19 protein-coding genes are annotated in these 23,718 nt (G+C 29.2%); 1 reads left to right on the top strand and 18 read right to left on the bottom strand.

All coding sequences use genetic code 11. The features are described 5' to 3' along the window. Positions 1-33: 33 nt before the first annotated feature. A complete protein-coding gene (locus DR024_RS09845) occupies positions 34-1,482 on the bottom strand; it encodes a TrkH family potassium uptake protein (protein WP_055183701.1) in 1,449 nt (482 codons plus the stop codon). Between the two features lie 5 nt (positions 1,483-1,487). After that, a complete protein-coding gene (gene trkA, locus DR024_RS09840; protein WP_027099051.1) occupies positions 1,488-2,843 on the bottom strand; it encodes a Trk system potassium transporter TrkA in 1,356 nt (451 codons plus the stop codon). A gap of 537 nt (positions 2,844-3,380) precedes the next feature. On the opposite strand from trkA, the gene DR024_RS09835 reads away from it, so the two are divergent. Continuing rightward, positions 3,381-5,063 carry a GH3 auxin-responsive promoter family protein gene (locus tag DR024_RS09835; RefSeq protein WP_111918654.1) on the top strand — a complete coding sequence of 561 codons (1,683 nt, stop codon included), beginning with the start codon at positions 3,381-3,383 and terminating at the stop codon, positions 5,061-5,063. Positions 5,064-5,136: 73 nt separating this feature from the next. Here DR024_RS09835 and DR024_RS09830 read toward each other — a convergent pair whose 3' ends face one another. The 16 genes from DR024_RS09830 to DR024_RS09750 all read right to left on the bottom strand — a co-directional run bounded on the left by DR024_RS09830 (position 5,137) and on the right by DR024_RS09750 (position 23,638). Further along, positions 5,137-6,933 (bottom strand): hypothetical protein, encoded by a 1,797-nt coding sequence (locus tag DR024_RS09830; RefSeq protein WP_111918652.1) that lies wholly within the window; start codon positions 6,931-6,933, stop codon positions 5,137-5,139. A 14-nt stretch (positions 6,934-6,947) separates the two neighbouring features. Next, a complete protein-coding gene (locus tag DR024_RS09825; RefSeq protein WP_111918650.1) occupies positions 6,948-7,640 on the bottom strand; it encodes a DUF1287 domain-containing protein in 693 nt (230 codons plus the stop codon). 47 nt (positions 7,641-7,687) lie between these two features. Further along, positions 7,688-7,834, bottom strand: coding sequence for a hypothetical protein (locus tag DR024_RS17715; RefSeq protein WP_156333954.1), 147 nt, complete (start codon positions 7,832-7,834; stop codon positions 7,688-7,690). 364 nt (positions 7,835-8,198) lie between these two features. Continuing rightward, positions 8,199-9,218 (bottom strand): sensor histidine kinase, encoded by a 1,020-nt coding sequence (locus DR024_RS09820; protein WP_111918648.1) that lies wholly within the window; start codon positions 9,216-9,218, stop codon positions 8,199-8,201. A gap of 4 nt (positions 9,219-9,222) precedes the next feature. Next, positions 9,223-9,894 carry a response regulator transcription factor gene (locus tag DR024_RS09815; protein WP_111918646.1) on the bottom strand — a complete coding sequence of 224 codons (672 nt, stop codon included), beginning with the start codon at positions 9,892-9,894 and terminating at the stop codon, positions 9,223-9,225. Positions 9,895-9,962: 68 nt separating this feature from the next. Next, the gene (locus DR024_RS09810; protein ID WP_111918644.1) at positions 9,963-12,470 is read right to left on the bottom strand and encodes an ABC transporter permease; all 2,508 of its coding nucleotides are present in this window, start codon (positions 12,468-12,470) and stop codon (positions 9,963-9,965) included. Next, complete coding sequence (locus tag DR024_RS09805) at positions 12,470-13,147, bottom strand: ABC transporter ATP-binding protein (RefSeq protein ID WP_111918642.1); 678 nt, start codon at positions 13,145-13,147, stop codon at positions 12,470-12,472. Before DR024_RS09805 ends, DR024_RS09810 begins: the two co-directional genes overlap by 1 nt. Before the next feature lie 294 nt (positions 13,148-13,441). Continuing rightward, the gene (locus DR024_RS09800) at positions 13,442-13,750 is read right to left on the bottom strand and encodes a hypothetical protein (RefSeq protein WP_111918640.1); all 309 of its coding nucleotides are present in this window, start codon (positions 13,748-13,750) and stop codon (positions 13,442-13,444) included. Between the two features lie 94 nt (positions 13,751-13,844). Further along, entirely contained in the window at positions 13,845-15,458 is a 1,614-nt protein-coding gene (locus DR024_RS09795) for a recombinase family protein (RefSeq protein WP_111918638.1), read from the bottom strand. 111 nt (positions 15,459-15,569) lie between these two features. Next, a complete protein-coding gene (locus tag DR024_RS09790) occupies positions 15,570-15,797 on the bottom strand; it encodes a hypothetical protein (protein ID WP_027096702.1) in 228 nt (75 codons plus the stop codon). Between the two features lie 655 nt (positions 15,798-16,452). Next, on the bottom strand, positions 16,453-17,619 hold the full coding sequence (locus tag DR024_RS09775; RefSeq protein ID WP_111918634.1) for a replication initiation factor domain-containing protein: 1,167 nt from the start codon (positions 17,617-17,619) through the stop codon (positions 16,453-16,455). A gap of 614 nt (positions 17,620-18,233) precedes the next feature. Then, positions 18,234-19,562, bottom strand: a complete 1,329-nt coding sequence (locus DR024_RS09770) for a HAMP domain-containing sensor histidine kinase (protein ID WP_055253394.1) — start codon at positions 19,560-19,562, stop codon at positions 18,234-18,236. Beyond that, positions 19,559-20,215, bottom strand: coding sequence for a response regulator transcription factor (locus DR024_RS09765; protein ID WP_055253392.1), 657 nt, complete (start codon positions 20,213-20,215; stop codon positions 19,559-19,561). The genes DR024_RS09770 and DR024_RS09765 overlap by 4 nt, the downstream gene beginning before the upstream one ends. Positions 20,216-20,261: 46 nt before the next feature. Further along, positions 20,262-21,638: an ABC transporter permease gene (locus tag DR024_RS09760; RefSeq protein WP_008790771.1), complete on the bottom strand. Its 1,377-nt coding sequence runs from the start codon at positions 21,636-21,638 to the stop codon at positions 20,262-20,264. A gap of 23 nt (positions 21,639-21,661) precedes the next feature. Continuing rightward, complete coding sequence (locus DR024_RS09755) at positions 21,662-22,312, bottom strand: ABC transporter ATP-binding protein (RefSeq protein WP_008790772.1); 651 nt, start codon at positions 22,310-22,312, stop codon at positions 21,662-21,664. A gap of 12 nt (positions 22,313-22,324) precedes the next feature. Further along, positions 22,325-23,638, bottom strand: coding sequence for an ABC transporter permease (locus DR024_RS09750; RefSeq protein WP_055253390.1), 1,314 nt, complete (start codon positions 23,636-23,638; stop codon positions 22,325-22,327). Positions 23,639-23,718 lie beyond the last annotated feature (80 nt).

Genomic DNA, 23,718 nt, shown 5'->3' with positions numbered 1-23,718 from the left:
ACTTTTTCACTAAAGTCATATGCTCTTTCTCTACTAATAGGTTCTCTTCCAAATAGATTTACTAAACATAATAAGCATTGGATAAATTTCTAATCTACCAGCAAGCATACAAAATGATAATACAAGTTTACTTAAATCTGAAAATGCTGAAAAATTCCCTGTAGGTCCAACCATCTCAAAGCCTGGCCCTACATTACTTATTGAAGTTAATACAGCCGTTGATGTTGTAATTAAATCAAAACCATCAAAGGAAACAATTATCATTCCAATAAGTGCTATTACAGCATAGGCTCCTAAAAACAAAAACACACCTGATATTATTTCTTCATCTACAACTTTACCATCCATTTTCACACTTTTCACTATCTTTGGATGAAGTATCTTATCTATTGCACGCCTTATGCTTTTTAGCATTATTACTATTCTAGTAGTTTTTACTCCACCACCTGTAGACCCAGCCATAGCCCCTGATATCATAAGAATTAATATAATCATCTTACTTAAAGTGGGCCATAAATTAAAATCTACTGTAGCATAACCAGTAGTTGTAATTATAGAAGCTACTTGGAAAGATGATTGCCTAATTGACTCTCCTATTCTACCACCATTAAATCCTAATATATTAATAGTAATAAATACTATTGCAAATCCAATCATTAATAAATAATACCTTAATTCTTCACTTTTAAAGAAACTTTTAATACTTCCCCTTAAAGCTTGGAAATATAAAGCAAAATTCACTCCAAATAGTATCATAAATATTGTAATTATCCACTCAACAGCTGGATTGTTAAAGGCTGCAACACTTGAATTCATATTGGAGAATCCTCCTGTTCCAGCTGTTCCTAAAGCATGAATTATAGCATCATAAAAGGAAAGCCCTGCAACCATTAACAGTACTGTTTGTATTATAGTTAATACAAAATATATTATGTACAATATCTTTGCGGTTTCTTTTAACCTTGGAACTATTTTACCTGGATTAGGTCCTGGACTTTCTGCCCTTAATAAATATATTGTATTAGAACCTAAAGAAGGTGCTATTGCTAAAATAAATATTAAGAATCCCATTCCACCTATCCAGTGGGTAAAACTTCTCCAAAATAATATTCCTCTAGGCAAAGACTCAATCTCTGTAAGTATTGTTGCTCCTGTAGTTGTAAAACCTGATACTGTTTCAAAAAATGAATCTACAAAAGATGGTATTGCACCACTTATAACAAATGGTAGTGCTCCAAAAGCTGCTATTACAATCCATGATAATCCTACTGTAAGGAATCCTTCCTTCTCATACATTTCTTTATCCCTAACCTTAACACAACGTAATATCAAGGCTAAAGGTAACATTAAAATTATAGTAAAAAGAAATGCCCTAGCATCCCCATCTCCATAATATAAGGCTACACCAAGTGGAATTATCATAAGCAATAATTCATATAATAGTACATTCCCAATAAATCTTAACATCATTCTATAATTCATTTTGACTACCACCTATAAAATATATCATCAACTTGTAATAACTTCTTATCTTTAGACACAATAATTACTCTATCATTTACCTTTAGGCAATCATCACCAGTTGGAATTATAATCTTATTGTTTCTAACAATTGTTACTACTAATGCATTTTCATTAAACTCCAAATCTTTAAATTTTTCACCTATATTAGTTGTATCATTGCCAATTATAAACTCTACAGCTTCAGCTTTATCATTACAAATTCTATATATATTCTCTATAAAACTCTTTTTCTTATTCTTTAAAGATCTTGCATATCTCAATATTTTATAGGCAGTAACTGACTTTGGATTTACCATAGTATTTATTCCTACAGCTTTTCCAATATCTCTATAATTATCTCTTGTAATTTTAGTAATTACATTACTTACAGACTTATTGTAAGCTAAAATAGAAGCTATTATATTATCCTCATCTCTTCCTGTTAAAGTAATGAAACTTTCAACTTCTAAAAGATTTTCAGATAATAAAAGCTCCTCATCCATACCATCCCCATTTATTATTATTGAGTTTGGTAAAAGTTCAGTAAGCTCTTCACAAATAGCTAAATCCTTCTCTATTATCTTGCATTTAACTCCAACTTCATTTACTATTTTAGCAAGGTAATATGCAATCTTACCTCCACCAACTATCATAGCTCTCTTAACTTTTTTCTTATATTTCCCAAGCTTATTAAATAGGTTTTGAATATCCTTGTGCTCACCTATTACATAAACCTTATCATCTTTGTTAAAAACATAGTCTCCCTTTGGCATGATAAATTCATCATTTCTTTCCACACCGCAGAAAAGTACATTTCCTCTTATAAAGCGAATTTCGCTTATCTTCTTTCCTTCAAGAGCTGTATCTTCAGCCTTAAATCCAACTAAATTTACCTTACCATCAGAAAAATTATCTATACTACATACTGATGGATACTTAATAAGTTTAGCTATTTCTATTGCTGCAGCCTTTTCTGGATTTATAACTAAATCTATACCAACAGCTTCTGTTAGAAGAGTTATCTCTTCATCATAGCTTGGATTTCTTACTCTCGCTACTGTATATTTAGCACCTAATTTTTTTGCTGCAAGTGAACAAAGCATATTTAATTCATCACTATCTGTAACAGATATTAATAAGTCTGCCTCCCTAACTCCAGCTTCTTCAAGAACCTTTAAGCTAGTTGCATTACCTTTAACACACATTACATCAAGATTATTATTTACATGCTCTAAAGCACAATCTTTCTTATCTATAATAGTTATATTATCCCCATCAATAGATAGATATTGAGCTAAAGTATAGCCTACTTTACCTGCACCAACTATAATAACGTTCATTTCATATCTCCTTATACTTCCAATACTAATCTGTTGAACAATAAATCCATTATACAACACAAAGATTATTTATTCTATCTATAAAATAATTAAAAAATAAAGATAAATTATTTATGTAAAAATGCCTATTGTTTCGATTTGAAGTTTTTATTGTTATAATATAGTTTTTCTATGTTTTCTGCCACTTTAGATAACTTGTGAAATATAAGTAAATCAATTAAAAAGGTGTGGCGGATATTTATTTCCCTTGTTCCGTCGCAAGCTCCAAGTCACATGGAAACAAATATTCACCCCACGCATACTAAAGGTAAGGAAATTATAAAATTACTATCCTTTATTTTGTATTTTTTAATATGAAATTATAATAATACCTTTGAGTTATAGCCAATTGAAATTTGATAATTTACTAGACAGTAAAAAAGCTGACCCCTGTGCAATACAGAAATCAGCTCCTAGCTCTTTAAAGTAACATTTATATTCACTATCTTTCTTTAATATTCATATATTGATACATAAAACAATATAGGATGTATTAATATGACAATATCAAACAAAATAGTTTATAAGACACTTATTATATCTGGTAAAGTGGTTGAATATACTTTTGATAAGTTTACTAAAAACTCAGATAAGGTTAATTCTAATACCCTTCTTAACATTCTATCTCTAAATAGTTCAAGCGAATATGGCTTAAAATATAACTTCAAAAAAATTCACTCTGCTGAAGAGTATAAAAACACTGTACCTATTACAACTTATACAGATTACGAAAAATATATTGATAAGATGGCTAATGGGGAAAAAAATATATTGGTAAACTATCCAATTAGTTATTTTGGACACACCTCTGGCACTACTGGAAGTCAAAAATTAATTCCTGTAACAAAAAAATCTCAAAAATTTGCAGCTAAATATATGGCACTTTTAGTTCCTAAGTTTTCTTATAACAACTTTAAATATGGATATACTTATGGACGTGGCTTAATGATTTCTGACATAGTTATGACTACCTATACCAAGGGAGGTACCCCTATTTGTTCTGCCACTTCAGGAGGAATGAAAAGTATTAAACCAATACTTTCACTAATGTACACCTCCCCAATAGAAGTTATGGAAATAAAGGATAGAGAAACATCTTTATATCTTCACCTATTATTTGCTTTAAAAGAGAAAAACTTAATGTATATAAGTGCTGTATTTATATCTAGCATTTTAGATCTTCTAAGATTTCTTGAAGATAATTACAAGAAACTAATTAAGGATATTAGAACTGGCTCAATAAATTATTCAGTAAAAATAGACTCTAAAGTTAAAGAAAATTTAAACAAGCTATTAAAACCTGATGCAGCTAGAGCTGATTTTTTAGAAAAGGAATTCTCAAAGGGACTTCAAGGAATATGTAAAAGAATTTGGCCAAAACTTATTTATATAGCTACAGTAACAGGTGCAAATTTCTCAGTTTATGATGATAAGGTGAATTACTATACTGATTATATTCCTATTTACTCACCTGCCTATGCTGCAACTGAAGGAATGATTGGCATAAATCCCTATGCTGAAAATATTAGTTATGTAGTTACACCTGATACAGTTTTCTTTGAATTCATACCTTTAGAACACTGTAATGAAGTATCACCTTCAACTTATAACATTAATGAAGTAAAGATTGGAGAAATATATGAAATTGTTCTTACAAATTATTCTGGACTTTATAGATATAGACTAGGTGATGTTGTTAAAGTAGTTGGATATTATAATAATTCTCCTAAAATTGAATTTCTCTATAGAAGAAATCAAATATTAAATATGGTTTCTGAAAAAACAACAGAGGATCACCTAACTAATAGTATAAAAAATACTATGAAAGCTTTGAACTTAAGCTTATTAGACTATACTACATTAGCTGACAATACACGCTCTCCTGGTAGATATGTTTTCTATATAGAGATACAAGAACAAGCATCCTTACCACTAAAAAATAAAATTGAACAATTATTAGATAAAGAACTTAGAAAATCAAATTTAGCTTATGGAAGATTTAGAAGTAATAATCGTTTAGCAAATCTAAAAGTAATAATTGTAAAGCCAAAAACTTTCTATAAAATAAAAGAGTTTTTACAAAATAAAGGTGTATCTAAAAATCAAATTAAAGTTCCTAGGGTTATAACAACTAATGAAAGAATTAAAAATATAATTAAAAATGAAATAATTAATTTATAATTTTATATAAGAATAGCTAGTAAAACTTTTATAGTTTCACTAGCTATCTTTATATCTTGAAACAATATTTTAATTAACTATACAAACTTTTTAGCCCTAAATACATAGGATACACCTCAAGATAGCTATTTATTGACGCTATTGAGTTATATACTTTATCTAGTTTCTTGTTTATTGCTTCTTTGGCTTTTTCTTTATCTTTAGACTTTTCAAGTTTTACTATCTTATTTAATACTTCACATATTTCCTTTTGTCTACTTACTTCTCTTCCGTAGGCTTTGTCCACTCTTAACATGTCCTTTACAGTTTTAAGAAGTTCTTTTATATTTGTATCCTCATATACTGAAAGTACCATTGGGTCTGTTACCTCATATTCTAAAAGTTCCTCATCATCTTCAATATAGTCAATATCAGGATTTATATATAAAGCAGCTTTAAAGTTATTTATATCTCCAGTCATTATATGAGCATAGGCATTTTTCAGGAAACTATTTGAACATCCATCACTTTCTCTTGGAGTTTCAAAATACTTTTCTTCTACCTCCCCCTTAAGATATATAGAACTTTCTTTAAAATAATATTTAGACTTTCCATCCTCTTCCATTAAACTAAACATAAGAGCAAGCTCAAATAATCTATATCCTAATGTAAGGAAACCAATTTCTTCTTCATCCTCATCATATTCGCTTGTTTTTTTCTCAACAAATTCTCTAAATTGCAATGCTATCTTTTCTGAATCCTCTAATATTTCTTTAAGCTTATCATCATTTTTTAACTCATATTGAATATAGAATAAAGTATTTAACTCTGATAAATACTGTGAAAAGTCATCTGCCCTCTCTATCTTTTCTCTATTTTTAGAAAGATAAATTTCTGCATTATGCTTTAATACCACTAGGTTGTTTATAAAGTCTTTCTTATTTTTTAATTTCTTAGGCTTTTCCATAAGAATTCTAATGTCTTCATCCTTTAGGTTTTTAATTAAATCTTTCTCCTCATTAGATAATGTAGTTACTGCTTTTACCTTATTAAAATCTAAAAGACTTTCATCTGCTTTAACTATTTTATGAGGCTTGTCTATGATGTCACCAAAAACCTCTGGAAAAGTTATTGATAAATCTACTAACATTATGAAATCAAAAACCACATTAAAGTAATCACTTTCAATAGCTTTTTGTGCATAATTTAAGGCTAACTTTTTATATTCTTCCTTATTTTCATCCTCTGTCAAGTAAAGATACAATGAATAATACATCTTTAGCAAAAACTCATCATTTTTTTTGTAATAGCGTCCTACTCTTTTAGTTACGTATAAATCACATAATACTGAATATATGGATTCATCCATACTACAATAATCCCATTTAAAGGTTTTTATTTCATTTTTACTCATAGCTTCTCTATCTCTTGTTACTACAGTATAGATAGGCTTTTCATATTTTTTAAAAACCATAATTTCATGTATTTTCTTAGTAACTCTACTATATCCAATCACACTATAAAACCTAGTAAGTTCTTTACACCACTTCTCATTTTTCTTCATATCAGTATCAAATATTCCATTTTGAAACTCGTCGCTACTTAATAGTTCTATATAAGTTTTTTCATTGCCAAAAATATGTGCCACTAATCCATAAATAAAAAAGTCTGAAGCTATGCTCTGATTTTTATTTCCCAAATTGTTAGCAGTCTTAATTTCCTCTACATCTAAATTTAAGTTTTTCTTAAAATCAAACTCTTCCCTATTTATTGGATTTTTCAATAAAATATCATAGATAAATTTTCTTACTTTTGGTCCTCTAGGCTCTTCACTAAACTGTCTGAACTTCTCTTTAATTTCATCTTCTGATAAATTTGAAAATCTATTCATTTTCTCCCCCCCTTTTAGTACTTCCACCTATAATGATATAACTTATAATCGCTAAACCAGCTTAATTTCCCCTTCTTTATGCTTGGTCTAGAATTATGAACTACAAAAGGCACCCCATCGCTATCTCTCTCTTTTGTTACCATGCCAACATGTTGATAAGGCTCAAGAAATAAAATAATATCTCCAGGCTGCCATTGTTTTAAATTATCAACATTCTCTGGTATCACTTCACTCGTTAAGGTGTCACAATATTTATCAAAATACACCATTAAATTAGGTACTCTTCTAAAATCAATATGAGGATCTGCCTTATCCTCTATTCTCCAATAATCATCTATATTATTTTTAATATCCTTATCTACTAAGCCCTTTAAGTTTATATCTATTGAAGAAAAAGCTCTCCATATAACATCAGTACAAACTCCCTCATCCTCTGGTGGATATCCCCCTACATAATAGGCATCCACATATTTTGTATTTGAATCTAGCTGCTCTTCTAAATTATTTGAAATATCAATTGGATCTGGAACCCCATTATTATTTCTATCAGCTCTTGAGTATTCTTCTGGGACCTCTATCTTATTCACAAATGGTTCAATCTTTTCTGCAACCTCTGGCTTAAATTTTTTAAGAACTAAAACAGTTGCTGTAGTTACTACAAACATTGTAATTAAGGTTATTATTATTTTCTTTTTCCTACTTATCATAAATTCCCACCCCTTCTAACCTTGCATTCCTTCTTGTCCATCATAATTTACTTCTTTTTTTCTTTATATCCATAATTATATAATCCATAATAAGTTTTACTTAATTCCTCCTCATGCTCACGTACCCACTGTATTAAATATTCATTAGTTAAATAGCCCTTTACATACATAATTACAATATCTATTGTTCTCATAAATCCTCCAATATTAAATATTTCTTTACAGCTAAAAAACTATGTTATTATATTTAATTTTACCACTTTATATACATAATTTCCCAAGAAATAAAAAAATGTGGAGTGGATATTTATTTTGTTTGTTCCGTCGCATAGTCCATAGATATCTATTTTTCGTGTTCCGTCGCAAGCTCCAAGTCACAGAAAAATAAATATCTATTCCCTTCTTACTTAAGGTAAGGAAATTATAAAATTACTATCCTTTATTTTATATTCTTTAATATGAAATTATAATAATACCTTTGACTTATATCTAATTGAAATTTTATAACTGGTCTATGCATTAAAAAAAGACCAAGATATTTAACTTAGTCCTTATTAATTATTTATTGGGTAAAAAGATAGAAAATATAGAGCCCTCATTATGTGATTTCACTTTAATATATCCACCATGTTTAATTACTATTTCTCTAGTTAAATATAAACCAATTCCTATTCCTTCAGCATCCCCAACATTTTCCCCTCTATAAAACCTACTAAATATTCTAGCCATGTCATCTTCTTTTATTCCAATACCATTATCTTTAATATCAACTCTAACAAACATTTCATAGCTTTCAATCTTTACATCTATTTTGCCATTTTCACTACTATACTTAACTGCATTTTCTAAAATATTAAAAATTCCTTCTTTTATCCAATTCTTATCATGATTAATTGTAACTTTATTAACTTCATCTAATGTTATTTCAATATTTTTAGCTTTTGCCTTGCTTTGAATCTCATTTATAGCCATTAATAGGGTGTCATTTAATTCGCTAACAGTGTACCTTAAATTTATTACGCCACTTTCCAGTCTAGACATTTTTATCATGCTTTCAACCAAAAAGCTTAACCTATTTAAAGAACTCATAACAATGTCATAAAATTCTTTTCTTTCTTCTTTACTTAATGACTCATCCTGTAAAAACTCACCATACATTTTTAAATTAGTTAATGGCGTTTTTAGTTGATGTGCTATATCTGAAATCAATTTTTGAATTTCATTTCTTTCCTCTTCAATTTGACTGTTTTTATTCTTTAGTATAGTAGTTAATTTTATAGTTTGATATTGAAGCTTAGAAAACAAGGTATCTTCAATGCTTGAGAATACTTCCTTATCCTTCATATCTATAATGGTTTGTAGCATGTCAGATAGTTGTATAAATATATTCTCCATATGCTTTTTATAAACTATTTTATAAATAAAAAAAGAAAAAATCATAAATAATGAAAATATTAAGGTAGCAAAAAACACCTCTATACTTTCTGATATCACATATATATATACATTAAATATAATTGCTAATACTATAATAATTTTACTTAATATACTATTTACTTTATCAAACTTAATCCTCATAAAATTATTCTCCTAAGGTATATCCAATACCAAATACAGTCTCTATATATTGTGGATTTTTAGGATCTTCCTCAATCTTCTTTCTAAGCCTTCTTATATTCACACTTAAAGTATTTTCATCAACAAAGTTTCCATTGCTATCCCAAAGTTTTTCTAAAAGGATTTCCTTTGTTACAACTTTACCTCTATTTTTAACAAGTATCTCTAATAGCTTATATTCTGTTACTGTTAAGTTAATTTTATTATCATTTATAGAAACAATCATCTTATCAAAATCTATAATTAATCCTTTATGCTGAAAAGTATTTTTATTATTGCTATTTATTTTAAGAATAGCATTTATCTTATACTTTAATAACTCTACTGAAAATGGCTTGGATATATAATCATCACAACCAACTTCATACCCCTTTACCATATCCTCTTCTGTATCATTTGCAGTAAAAAATACTATAGGAAACTTCACATATTCTCTAATTTCCTTGCATAAATCTAGCCCATTTCCATCTGGTAAGTTTATGTCTAAAAGTAAAAAATCTATTTTATTATTTAATATCATTTGCTTTCCTTCAGCTTTATTATAAGCAGATAAAATTTCATAACCTTCCCTTTTTAAAGCAAAAGCTACTCCTTTATTAAGTGCTTTATCATCTTCAATTATTAAAACTTTTGCCATATTTTATCTTCCCCCTTATTTTTCATTATAGCAAAATGTGGCAAGCCATACTACTTGCCACATCTCCTTTATTCTTCTATTTCTCTAATTCTTTCAGTTACACTTTGCTTTGAACATGCTTTAAATACTATTGATGGAGTTACTAAACATATAATAAATATTACAATTGTTAAAAATATAAGTGGTACTGTTGGAAATGAGAATACTGCATAATCTGCTATATTTTGAGCTAATACTGATATTCCAAATATAATGCCAGTTCCTAATGTACAAATTAATAATGTTGTTATTCCTGCGTAATATACTCCTTCAAACACAAGCATCTTTTTAATTTGATTCTTAGTCATTCCTATACTTTCCATTATAGCAAGCTCTTTTAATCTTATATTAATTCCTGTTATCATAACATTAACAAAATTTAATACCCCTATTAATATTAAAATTAAAGATACTCCTCCACCAAGAACTCTTTCTACCATTGATGTTTTATTAAACTCTTCAGTTTTAGTTGTTTTAGCTTCTAAACTTAAGCCTTGGCTCTTTGCTAAATCTTCTAAATAAGCTTTAATTTTAGATTCATACTTTTCTTCTACATTTATATATGAAAGATAATTAGCAGGATTACTATCTAAATTTTCTAAAGCTGATTCACTCATACAAATTGTTGGTATACCTAATGGAGCTGATAATCCTGATGGTATCTTTGTATCTAAATTCACTACTTTAGTATTATATTCTAATGATTTATTAGTACTTGGATTAGTAATTTTAAGCTTCCCTTTTATATTTTTATAATCATTTCCATAATACCAGTTATCTATAATAACCAATTTACCTTCCTTAAAAGCTTGTAAATCAAATTTTTCTTTGTTTTCCCTATATATTTTTTCAATAGTACTATTACTAATTCCAATAATATTAGCATTCATAAATTCTGGATTTATCTTTGAATTTTCAATAAAACTATTAAGTTCTTCATCACTTAACCCAACCTTACTATAACTTTCTTTTAGGGCAGGTAGCACTACTTCATCATTCATAGTTAATCTAAGAGTACTTAATTTAAATGTATCTATACTTTCCACACCAGTTATATTGCTAATATTATTCAAAATATCATTATCCATTTTTCCTTTTACTGCACCTATATTTTGAAGTTCAAAATTATTAGGAACATACTTATTTATATAATTTTCAACCTTTATACTATCAATAAATGTATTAACACTTAAGAAAGTAACTATCCCCATAAATAATGATAAAAATACTAGTATAGCTCTTTTTTTATCTCTAAAAACATTATACCAAGCCATTTTATAAAGCTTACCACCATTAGTTGTATTTCTATTTTTCTTTTGCTTTTTTGGTGTACTCCCTGTATATTTCATAGCTTCAATTGGAGAAATGCTACTAGCTATTTTAGCTGGTTTTCTACAACTTATTAGTACTATTGTTAAAGAAAATAATGCTGCTAATATAAATATTACTGGGCTAAATGATACATCACTTGGCATTGCTGTTGCAAAGGCTCCAGAAAAAAACATACTTAAAACTACCGGTACTACACCAAATGAAACTATTGCTCCTAATGCTAATCCTATTGGAATTCCAATTATAGAAAGCTTCAAAGCTTGTCCTTTAACTATCTTTTTAATCTGCTTTGGAGATGCTCCTAAAGTTTTTAATCTTCCATAAAAATTAATATCCTTAGTTACAGCTATATATAAAACGTTATAAATTAATAGGTAGCTACTTAAAATTATAAATGCAGCAATCACAAAAACTGTAATAGCAGTACTAATAGCAATATCTGAAGAATCTTCTACCACATATGAATAATTAAACTTTTGATTTTTTTCAAGCTTAACTTCACTCTTTAATATATCCTCTGCTGAATATTTATAATTCTTTTTTACAGTCATTGAAAACAATCCATTATTTTTTAGTGATAAATTATTTTCTTTAATAAAACTTTCAGAAACATAAATATAGCCTGTATCTTCTGCTAATCCATAAGAGGTAAATATGCCACTTATAGTAAACTCTTTATCAATAATTTCATTATTTATTTTGCATGGAATACTTATTTTATCTCCAATATTTGCATCACTTTTCTTAAGTAGTTCTAATGCTAATCTTGAAATCATAATATCATTTGCATTAGTTGGATAATTCCCTTTTATATCATCTAATGCAGGTATTAATTGCTTTTCATAGCTATCTTTATCATGATATTCTAATTGTATACTTGTCTTATTTTCACTTAAAATATCTAAACTTACATTTCCAACACTTATCTTTGATCCTGTATTTTTAAATATGTCTAAAGTCTTAATTTTTGCTATTTGTTCTTCTGTTGGATTTTGAAGCGAAATATTAGCTGTTGTTCCTGCTAAACGAGTCTTCATTATTCCATAGTTTTTAACAAAACTTATTCCAATACTAAAAACTGATGACATCATAAAAGTTGTTAATATTATAGCAAGTATTGCAAATATATTTCTTACTTTATTTGTTCTTAATGAACGATTAGTTATTCTTTTTATAATCTCCTTATTATTATTTTCAAACTTCATTACTTGCCACCTCTTACAAAAACTTTTCCATCTTCAATTCTTATAATTCTATCTGCAAGTTGAGCAATTTCTTCATTATGAGTTATCATAATCATTGTTTGGTTAAACTTTTTACTAGTTGTTTTTAAAAGCCCTATAACATCCATACTAGTTTTACTATCAAGATTACCTGTTGGTTCATCAGCTAAAATAATACTTGGCTTTGTAGCTAATGCCCTTGCTATTGCAACCCTTTGTTGTTGTCCTCCTGATAAATTATTAGGCATATTAGTTAGCTTTTCTCTTAACCCTAGTGTGTTAATTATTGAATCCACATATTCTTTATCTATTTTTACTCCATCTAATTCTATTGAAAGTACTATGTTTTCATATACATTTAATATTGGTACTAAATTATAATTTTGAAATATGAAACCTATATTTCTTCTTCTAAAGACTGTAAGTTCTTCATCTTTCATACTTCCAATCTTTTTTCCATTTATAATTGTTTCTCCACTTGTTGGTGTGTCTAATCCCCCTAACATATTTAACAAAGTAGATTTTCCACTACCTGATGTTCCTATAATAGCAACAAATTCTCCATCATTTACTTCTATACTTACATTATCTAAAGCCTTAATTTTATTAGGCCCTTCTCCATAAATTTTCACTAAATTTTCTGTTTTTAAAATACTCATTTTGTATCACCTCATAATATTTTTCTACTATAATTTGTATTTTAAACAGAACTTCTTACGATTTTCTTACATAATTAATTTTTCTATAGCTTATACAAAAAAAAGGTGGGGTGGATATTTATTTTGTTAGTTCTGTCGCTAGGCTCCAAGTCACATGGAAACAAATATCCCCCCACTCATACTAAAGGTAAGGAAATTATAATAATACCTTTGATTTATAGCAAATTAAAATTTTACATTTTCCTATATATTAAAAAAAGACCAAGCAATTTAGCTTAGTCATTGAAAAGTAATTTAATTTAAGTTTTTTTGAGAGTACTTTACCCATGTATAGAATATAAGGATTATTCCTATAATAAGGCATCCAGCACTTATTGCCTCAATAAATCCTGAGAAAAATTGTTCATAAGCTTTTTCACCAGGTTGCCATATAAGTGAATAAATTGCTGTAATAAATGATATTAATATTGCACATAAAGCTCCAATTAATGATTCATTTCTTTTTAACTTTTTAATCTCACTTAGTAATGAATTTATAGTTTTATTACTTTCTACCTCTACATTTTCTTCTTCAATATATTCACCCTTTAATAATTCACTCATAGATACACCCAACACCTTACTTATATCTTCAAATAATGAACTATCAGGTAGGCACTTACCAGTTTCCCTTAGTTAAAGATATGAACCCTCTTTATCAGTCTACTTTTCCAATAAATCGGTAGTATATCTCTATTTCTTGTATTCTTTCATTGTCCTCATTCGTTGTTGCTTCATGAATAAGGATTTTTTCTATCATTGCATTTAATAACGGTGCTGTCAGTTCCTTTGGTACGGAATACTCCTTGATTAACTCAATCCACTTTTCAGCACCTATCATATCCTGTTCCATTTTACTTAATTCTTCTCTTAGGTTGGTTATCTGCTGTTCCAGTTCTATCTGTTCTTTCTGATATTTTCCCGACAGCATGATGAAGTTTCGTTCCGTTATCTTCTCACAGGCTCTATCTTCGTACATTTTCGCAAACAAGCGGTCAATTTCATTTTGACGGTTCTCGGCTTTCTTCAAAGCACTTGCCTTTTTCTTCTTTTCCCGTATTCGCTCTGCATTGCCAGCCTTTTGTATCTTATTCAACACATTTTCTTCGTCCTGCTGTACTGCCTTAGCCCAATACTGCAATCGTTCCAATACGGCTTGATACAACACATCATAACGGATATAGTGCATAGAACAAGTACCTTTGCCAAACTGCCCGTAGTAACTGCAAGCATAATAACTGTATGGCGTTTTATTTGCCTTATTTGTCGCAAACCGCATAGACCAGCCACAATCCGCACACTTGACAAGCCCTGCAAATATCGGCGTTGCTTTTTCCTTTGTCTGTCTACGCCTTGATTTTATCTGTTCCTGCACACGATAGAACACTTCTTTGTCAATAATCGGTTCGTGGGTATTTTCTACTCGAAACCATTCACTTTCGGGCTTACGCACTTTTTTCTTGCTCTTGAATGAAACTGTTGATTGTCGATTATGAACGCTGTTTCCGATATAGACTTCACTTTTTAAAATTGCCTTAACATGAGCAATCGTCCACTCATAACGCTTGCTGTCGGGCTTTCCCTCAAAGATGTGTGCAAAAGTACCGTACCTTGTGAAATTCAGCCAAGACGCTGTCGGAACTTTTTCTTCTCGCAGTACCTTTGTGATTTTGGCACTACCGTAACCTTGATAGGCTAGGGAGAAGATTTTTTCAACAATCCATTTTGTTTCCTCATCAACCAGCAGTTTTCCTTTGATGTCGGGGTGTTTCTTATATCCTAACGGAGCATAAGCCCCATAATACGCACCCTCTGCAAATTTTGTCTTAAATGCCGATTTCACTTTACGGCTTGTATCTCTTGCCACCCATTCATTGATGATATTCTTAAATGGTGCAATCTCACTTTCGCCTTTTTCGCTGTCTACACCGTCGTCAATCGCTATGTAACGGACATTATGGCTGGGAAAATACAATTCTGTATATTGTCCTGTCATAATATAATTTCTGCCAAGTCGGGAAAGGTCTTTCGTTACAACACAGTTGATTTTTCCTGCCTCTATATCTTCAATCATTCTCTGGAAACTCGGTCTTTCAAAATTTGTTCCCGACCAGCCGTCATCAATATACTCATCAATCACATTCAAATGATGTTCTTTTGCATATAGACGCAACATACTTCTTTGTGTGGTAATGCTGGAACTTTCGCCCTGTAATTCATCATCTCGGCTTAACCTAAGATAAAGTGCAGTATTGTAAATCTGTTGTTTCATTGTCAGTTATCCTCCTTTATAACTAACCCGTGTTTACAATACCTGCTTGCAAGTAAAGTATAACACGGGTACTTTTTGTCATTCAATCTATTTCTTACAACTGCACCGATTTTATGCGATTGTCTGCTTTGCTTTTTCCAGCATAACATCTGTCAGAAGTTCTCCCATTGTCTTTCCCTTTTCGGAAAAATGCTCTTTTACAACAATTTTTGTTTTTCCTCTGTTGCCAATGCCACGCTTATTATTCGTCTTTACCTGCCTTGTTTTTACAATATCAGCAATAACACATACCCCCTTTCTGTAAAAATCTTTTCTAAGCAATTCAACGGCTTTTGTCATAGCCCACAGGAGTTCCACCTCTGCATAGTTCTTATGTAGCCGTACCCATTGCGTGCGACGCTCTGAACGCTCAAGCTGTGGCTGTACGGGAGTATCATTATCAGACAGGACAGGTCATGGCGGTAGGAAAGGACAAGTTTCTTACAGGAACACAGATAAGGTTCGCTCGCTTTAGCAGGGAAAAGGTCATGGCGTATCTGTTTCAACGGCTCGCTGTCTGTCAAACGTATTGAACTGCTTTATTCAGTTGTCAAAGAACACGAAAGAAGAAAATCATCTTTCCTATATACCGCGTTGGAAAAGAGCAGAAGCGTAACCAATCTTCAAAACTTTTTTCTTTTCCTGTACCATATAGGGAAAGAAAGTGTCATTCTGCTAAGTTGATGATGAAAAAATCTGATTTTCTTTCCCCCCCCCCCTAACTACCCATGCAACGCCGTAACTGCCAACTGTTGAATAAAAGATTTTCTTTGCTCCATATAGGGAACGGCAACTACGGATTGTTAAGTTGAAATTGAAAAACGTTTCTTCTTTCACATCATATAGGGACAGCAACCACCGATTTGATGACCTGTTTTCAAAAAAAGTCAGATTTCCTTTCCTCGCACCATATCTGTACGCAAGTAGCCGTTTTGTTGCAGATTTTTTAAAGAAATTAAAAAATACCGTCATTCCCTTGAGGAACAGTGGTATCTTTCTCAATCATATTTGCTATGTCTGTTGTCATTTGTTTAATTTTTAATTCCTGCTTTTCTGTTAGTTTTGTATGTCTGTCGATTTCTTCCAGATAATTTGCTCCTGTTTTCTTTTCAATCTCTTTTATCATCAATAAAGAGGGCATGACCTGTCTTTCTAACCAGCGTTTTGTTTTATCCATATTGACAGCAACAGGCGTCATAATAAAAGGAAGTGAGGTAGTTACATTATCCAAAAATATATCCCATAAAATATAATCGGGAAAATCTATCTGTGTGAGGATAAGGCTTGCTATGGTCTGTTCGGGATTTCTTGAAAAAACAAGTTGTTCTATCGTTTGTCCTGCTTTTTCATTTTTTAGCCGAATTTCAAAGCGGTTCTTAATGTCTGTTTTTATGCCTTTGCTTTTTTGTTCCTTTTCTTTTTCATACAGGCAAAAGTAAATAGAACTATTCTTTGAACCGATATAAAAAGTTTTTGCAGTATCTCCATGTGTACCCGATAATTTCCCGCTGTCTACTGCTTCATGGGTTCTTGAACGTTTCCATACCTTGTTGGCATAATAGCGTTCCCTTAGAATTTCTATATCCAGCAATCCGCCCATATCATTGACCGCTAAATCTATGCGTTTAAAAACACCTTGACAATCTATACAACAGCTTAAAAAGGAATACCAGTCTATCCCTCTTGCCTGTAAAACATATTCCAAGTTCCGACACCCCATACCTCTTAATTCCAATAAAACACCCATAGAACTATCTTTAGAAACATTTACACTAATATCCCCATAGACATACTGTTCTTCATAGCCATACATTCCGTAATCTTCATGAATAAAATATTCGCTCTTCATTGCCAGTACATTTTTTATAATTTCCAATGCGTCTGTGGTGGGAAAACGAACACGCAGGTAGTCAATCGTTAAAGTGAAAGGCTGAGTACAATTACAATAATCAAGATAATGTAAACGTATATGCTTCATTTCTTTACCGGCTTTTGTTTTTCCGTTTTCAATTTCATTTAAGTTCTGCCTGCTGATTTGTAGTTCCTGTGCCAGTCGTGATTGCGAATAATCACAGGCTTTTCTCTTTTGCTTTAATGTTTCAATAAATTTCATATCATTCATGCTTTATTCCTCCAATCAAAAAAGGCATATACTCATAGGAGCATACACCTTGTATCTTATAATTATTTGCTATTGATATGCTGTTTTAGACCTGTCGGGTAGAAAGAATAGGGTGTGAAGTGAAATAAGTTCTTATAACCTTATAAATCGTTGCATATCAGCAGTTTTGTATTTGTTTTTGCTCTTGTCTTTTGTAAGAGTACCCCCCTGTTAGATAACGGGGGCTTTTATATCGGCTCGCTAAAGCTCGCCTACCTCCGAAGTAATCCATACACTCGCCAGCATAGCTGGCGTGGCTCTATGTCTTCGACCGCCACCGTGTCTGGATCACTTCGTCTATTTGTGATATTTTAAGTTTATCTTCCGTATAAACTGGAATTTAGACTACTGAATAATGTAATATAGCTTGATAAAAATTCTGTCTTCATATTTTCAACTTCTTTCTTTTGTTACTGCAAACGAATCGTAATTGTTATTCAATACATTATCGTCAAAACTCCGGATTTCTTGATACCTTTCAATATATATTTGGAAGTTCTATATCCCAGTCGAAAGTAATAAATATATACAACTTTTTGAATTTTAAGTAAATCTTTAAAAAGCCTATTTCATTTTTATGAATATATATTAGGTAATTTAAAATAGAAAATCATGCCTATATCACTTTTCTCGAATTTATAATTGATTCCATAGTTAAGTAATATATTTTTTACAATAAAAAGGCCTAATCCATTACTACTCTTATCTTCAACTCCAGAAAATAAATCAAATGATTCTTTTATCTGTTTTTCATTTAAAGGTTCACATGAGTTTTCTATAAAAAAATAATTATTTTTTACTCCTATATTTATCTTACCATTTGCATACGAATACTTTACTGCATTACTAACTAAGTTTGCTAAAACCTTTCTTAGTGCAAGTTTAGACATATAAATTTCTTCTTCATCTAAAAAGTTATTTATTTCAATATTTTTATTGTTTGATAAAACCATATAATCTTCTAAAATAGTTTTAACCTCTTGATTGATATTTAAAAGTTCTTTATCGTCTTTTAACTCTTGGAAAGAAGATACTTTCAATATTTCAACTGTCATTTTTGTCAATTTATCAATAGTTTCAATAGATACACTAAGATATTTATCTCTATCTTTATACTTACCAACATTATATTTCATATTCTCTAAAATAATTCTTAAACTTGCAAGAGGTGTTTTAAGTTCATGTGATGTACTTCTTAGAAATTCAACTTTCATTTTTTCAAGTTCTATAATTTCTTTATTCTTTTTGTCTAGATCATCTATAACCCCTAGCAATCTAATATATAATGTGTTAATTTGATTTTTTAAACTTCCTATTTCATCATAAGATTTTACTTTTAGTAATGCATCTTTTTCTAGTTTCATCATATTATTTGTTACTTTTGTTATTTCAACTATTGGAGATACTATTATTTTTGTATAAAAATATGAAATAGCAATAGAAAAAATAAAACTAACAATTAAAGTATATGGTAAAAATGATAAGCTAATATTTTTAGCCTCCCTTTTCATATCCTTTGAAGTTACAAAATATAAAACTAAATTTTCATCTTCTCTAGTTTTTACACTTCTCTCTTCTATAATAACTGAATTATTTTCACTATCAAGATTTATATCTATTTTGTTTTCTAAATTTACTTCATTGTCTATAGCTCCATTTTTAATAAAAACTTTAACTTCATTATTTTTAGAAAACAGTTCTAAATATTTATTAATAAAAGACTTATCTAATCCATCTATACTTTCCGCTAAAATATCTGCAGTATTTTTTATACTATCTTTTCTATTCTCCAAATATGTAATTGGAAATATAAAATAAATTAGAAGGTGACTAATTATTATTAAAAATGACATAATAGCAAATGTATATAAAAATATCTTAGGAAATAATTTTATCTTTTTCATTTTATCGTTATCTTATACCCTACATTTCTTATAGTTTTTATACAATCCAATCCTAATTTTTTTCTAAGTTCTTTTATATAAACATCTACTACTCTATCATATGGAATCGATTCATCTTCCTTCCAAACGCCATCTATAATCTGATTTCTCGTTAACACTATATTTTCATTCTTTAAAAGAAGCTCCAGTATTTTAAGTTCTTTTGCATTAACAGATACATCTTCTCCCTTATATGTTGCCTTATAACTTGTAAAATTAACTTGACAATCTTTGTAGTTGAAAATTGAATAATTGGAATAATGTCTTTTCAACAAGGCATTAATTCTTGTTTCAAGCAAAGAAAGTGAAAAAGGTTTTTCAATATATCCATCACAAAGTCCTGAAAAAGCTTTAATTTTATAATCATCATCATTAAAAGCTGTTAACATCAAAACTGGAATTTTACTAGTTTTCCGTATATATTGTAAAACTTCTATTCCATTTAATTTAGGTAACATAATATCTAATAAAACCAAGTGAATTTCATTGTTTTTAAATTTTTCTATCGCTTTTTGTCCATCTGATGCAGCAATACAATAATATTCATGTTCACCTAAATATTCACATATCCCTTCTAGAATCATATCCTCATCCTCTACTACTAGTATATTCATCTTTTAACTTTCCTTTCTACAATATAAAACAGCTAAATCTGTATTTCTATTCAATATCTGTTAATAATTCTTTTGGATGTTTTCTTAGCATTTTATTAGATGCTATAAGAAGTGCTATTAACATTATTCCTACACCAAATATAACTACATAAACCATATCTAAAGAATTTATATTTATATTAAGGCTTGTTAGAGTTTTATTAAATCCATCAACTTCAACTCCGGCTCCAAGATTTGCTGAAGATGCATCTGATGCCATTTTTTTTGCAATATCTGATGTAACACTGTTTAGTACTTTATTTGCAATTGTTTTGCCTGTATAGCTAGCCAAGAAGAATGATCCAGCAAATGCAAAGGATCCTATTATCATTAATTCCATAATGAATTGTCCCATTATTTTAGCCTTTGTTATTCCCAATGCTAACATAATTCCTATTTCCTTTTTTCTTGCATTTATCCACAATAATAATAGTAAACTTAAGACTACTCCTGCAAAAATTAAACTACCTAAAAATAATTTATCTGCTACTTTATATATACCAGAAATAGATTGTTGTAATGCTGGATAATTACTTGAGCTCTTTATTAAATCGTATGATTTCCAATCAATATCTAAACTCTTCATCTTTTTTATTACAGCATCTAGATCTATATCTCCTTTTACAAAGAAAGTTGCGTCCTGATAAATAGCTGTATCTTCAGTATTCCCATATAACCTAGCAGCAGTATCAATATCTGTAACTACATTATTTTCGTAAAATTCTTGTGAATAATAAACACCTGATTTATTCTTTCCTTCAAATAATCCAATTATTTCTACTTCTATAGTTTCATTAGCTTGTTTTTCATTATCTGCGTCAAAAAGATTTGATTTTATCTTCATCTTATCTCCAACTTTTAGATTATTTTTCGTAGCTAAATCTTTATGTATTAAAATTTTTCCTTTATCACCCGTTTTTAAATGATTTCCTTCTACAAGCTTAAAGGCACCTGATACAAATTTATCTTCTTTAGATGAATCATTAACTCCTGTAACCATTACTGCATTTTTAAAACTTTTTTTTCTTTCAGCACTTTGGTTTCTCTTTGTTTCTTCTGTTTCAATTATATCATGATCTACAAGATCTCCAACACCATTTATTCTTTTAATATAACCTTCTATCTCTTTTGAATCAGCTATCTTTTTAATGTCTTTCCCTTTTACATTTCCTGCACCTCTTGCTGTTCCAGGGTTAACCCTTCTATTTATCTGCATTGAAAAACTATTTGTTATATTTTTAAACGTCTCTTTTGATGCGTTATTAGTTGCATTCTTTATAGATATACTTACTAAACTAAGTGTTGCCATTATTAATATAATTGCAAAAATAATTATTGACTTAAGTTTTTTTCTTGTTATATATGATAATGCATTTTTTAACATTTATTATTATCTCCTTTATTAAACTAACTATTTTTCTTAAAATTAACTTCTTTTAAATTTTTATTTTTTATTTCTAAAATATAATCTGCTGCCTTTGCTACTTCTTTACTATGAGTTACTACTATTACACATTTATTTCTTGATTTTGCTAATTTATTAAGCATTTCAATTATTTCAAGTGCTGTACTTTCATCAAGATTTCCTGTTGGCTCATCTGCTAAAATTATAGGTGCTTCAGATACAAGCGCCCTTGCTATCGCAACTCTTTGTTGCTGTCCTCCAGACAACTTCATTACATTTCTATTAATTTGACTTTCATCTAATCCTAATTCTAGTAATATTTCTTTATTAGCTTTTTTATTTACCAACCTAACATTTTCCATAGGTGTTAAATAGTCAATTAAATTATAGTTCTGAAATACTAAAGAAACCTGTTTTCTTCTGTGATGACTATATCCCTTTTTAGATATATCGACACCTTCAAATTGTATTTCCCCCTTTACCGGAACATCCAACCCTGCTAATAGTGATAAAAAAGTGGATTTTCCTACTCCAGATTTTCCTACTATGGCATAAAATTTCCCTAATTCAAAATTTGCATTTACATCTCTTAAGATTTTCTCTTTTGAATTTTTATAATTATAACTAACATTTTTCATATTTAATATACTCATTTTTTTTACTCCTTAACTCATTTTTGATAAAATTTCTTTTGGCTTTTTCATCAATATTATTCCTGAAGTGATTAAAACTGATAATAATATTATTAAAATTAATAACCCATAGCTTTGACAAATAATAAAAATATTTTCACTTCCAAATATCTTATTAGATGCATTACTTAAAGTACTTATAATTTTTTCTTTTAATATAATTTCACTTAATATTTTTCTTGTTACTAAATTTCCTATTAAAGTTGAAATAAATAAACTTGGGATAGATATAAAAACTAACTCCAATATAAATTGCCCTATAATTTCACGCTTTCCTATTCCTATTGATAATAATATTCCTATTTCATAAATTCTCTCTCTTAGCCATAGTATCAATATTAAAGAAAGCACTATACAACCTCCTACTATAATTGAATATGTAATTATTTGTATTATTCCTTTAATTGATCCTACAGTAGTTGATATATCATCAAAGATCTTTGTATTCTTTTCAAGATCAATATTGGACCAATTAATATTCATATTTTTTATACTCGAAATTACCTTGTCCATATTTTCTGGACTATTCACAAAATACGTTGCTTGATTTAGTTTTTCATAATTAGAATCTATACCAGATATTTTTTGACTTGAACTATAGTCAATAAAGGCCATATTTTCACTGTAATCGGAAGAAAATCCAGTATAACTTTCTTGTTTCTTCCCAGAAAAAATACCAACTATTTCATACTCATTTTCTAATCCAATATTAGAGTTAATATCTTCATCATCAGGATCGTATTGTTTAATTTGTTTTATTGAAACTTTATCACCTAATTCATATTGATTTTGTTTAGCTAACTCCTCATGAACTATTATCTTATTTTTATCATCTTTTCCTATATGTCTTCCTTCTACTATTTTAAATACTTCACTTGTAAAATCATTACTTAAACTAGAATCTCTTACTCCATAAATCTTTAAAAGATTTTCATATTCAGAATTTAAATTTGATATTTCAACTTTTTGCTCGCCACCAAAAACATCATCACCTTTTAATTGTGCAAGTGTTTCATATTCAAGATTATACTCATTAATTCTATCTAAGTTCTTTATACCTTCAACTTCCTTTGTATCAATCAACTCTTGGCTGTTTTTACTCTTTAGAATAAATGAAGAATTGGCTGCTCTATAAATAATACTCTCCACATTATTACTAAACTTATTTATAGATAAACATGTATAAAGACTTATTAAAATTGCTGTTAGTATAAATAATACAATTATAGATTTTTTCTTCTTTCTTTTAATATACAATAATGAATTTCTTAGCATATCCTTTTTCATACCTCCTATCATCTATAGTATAAATTGCTTTTATGAAATATTTATGAAATCTTATTTTTTATTTCTTTTTATTTTTTATA

The organism is Clostridium paraputrificum (assembly GCF_900447045.1).
Classification (GTDB): domain Bacteria; phylum Bacillota; class Clostridia; order Clostridiales; family Clostridiaceae; genus Clostridium; species Clostridium paraputrificum.
The sequence above is the reverse complement of the archived record's forward strand: the minus strand, read 5'-3'. Positions and strand labels throughout refer to the sequence as shown.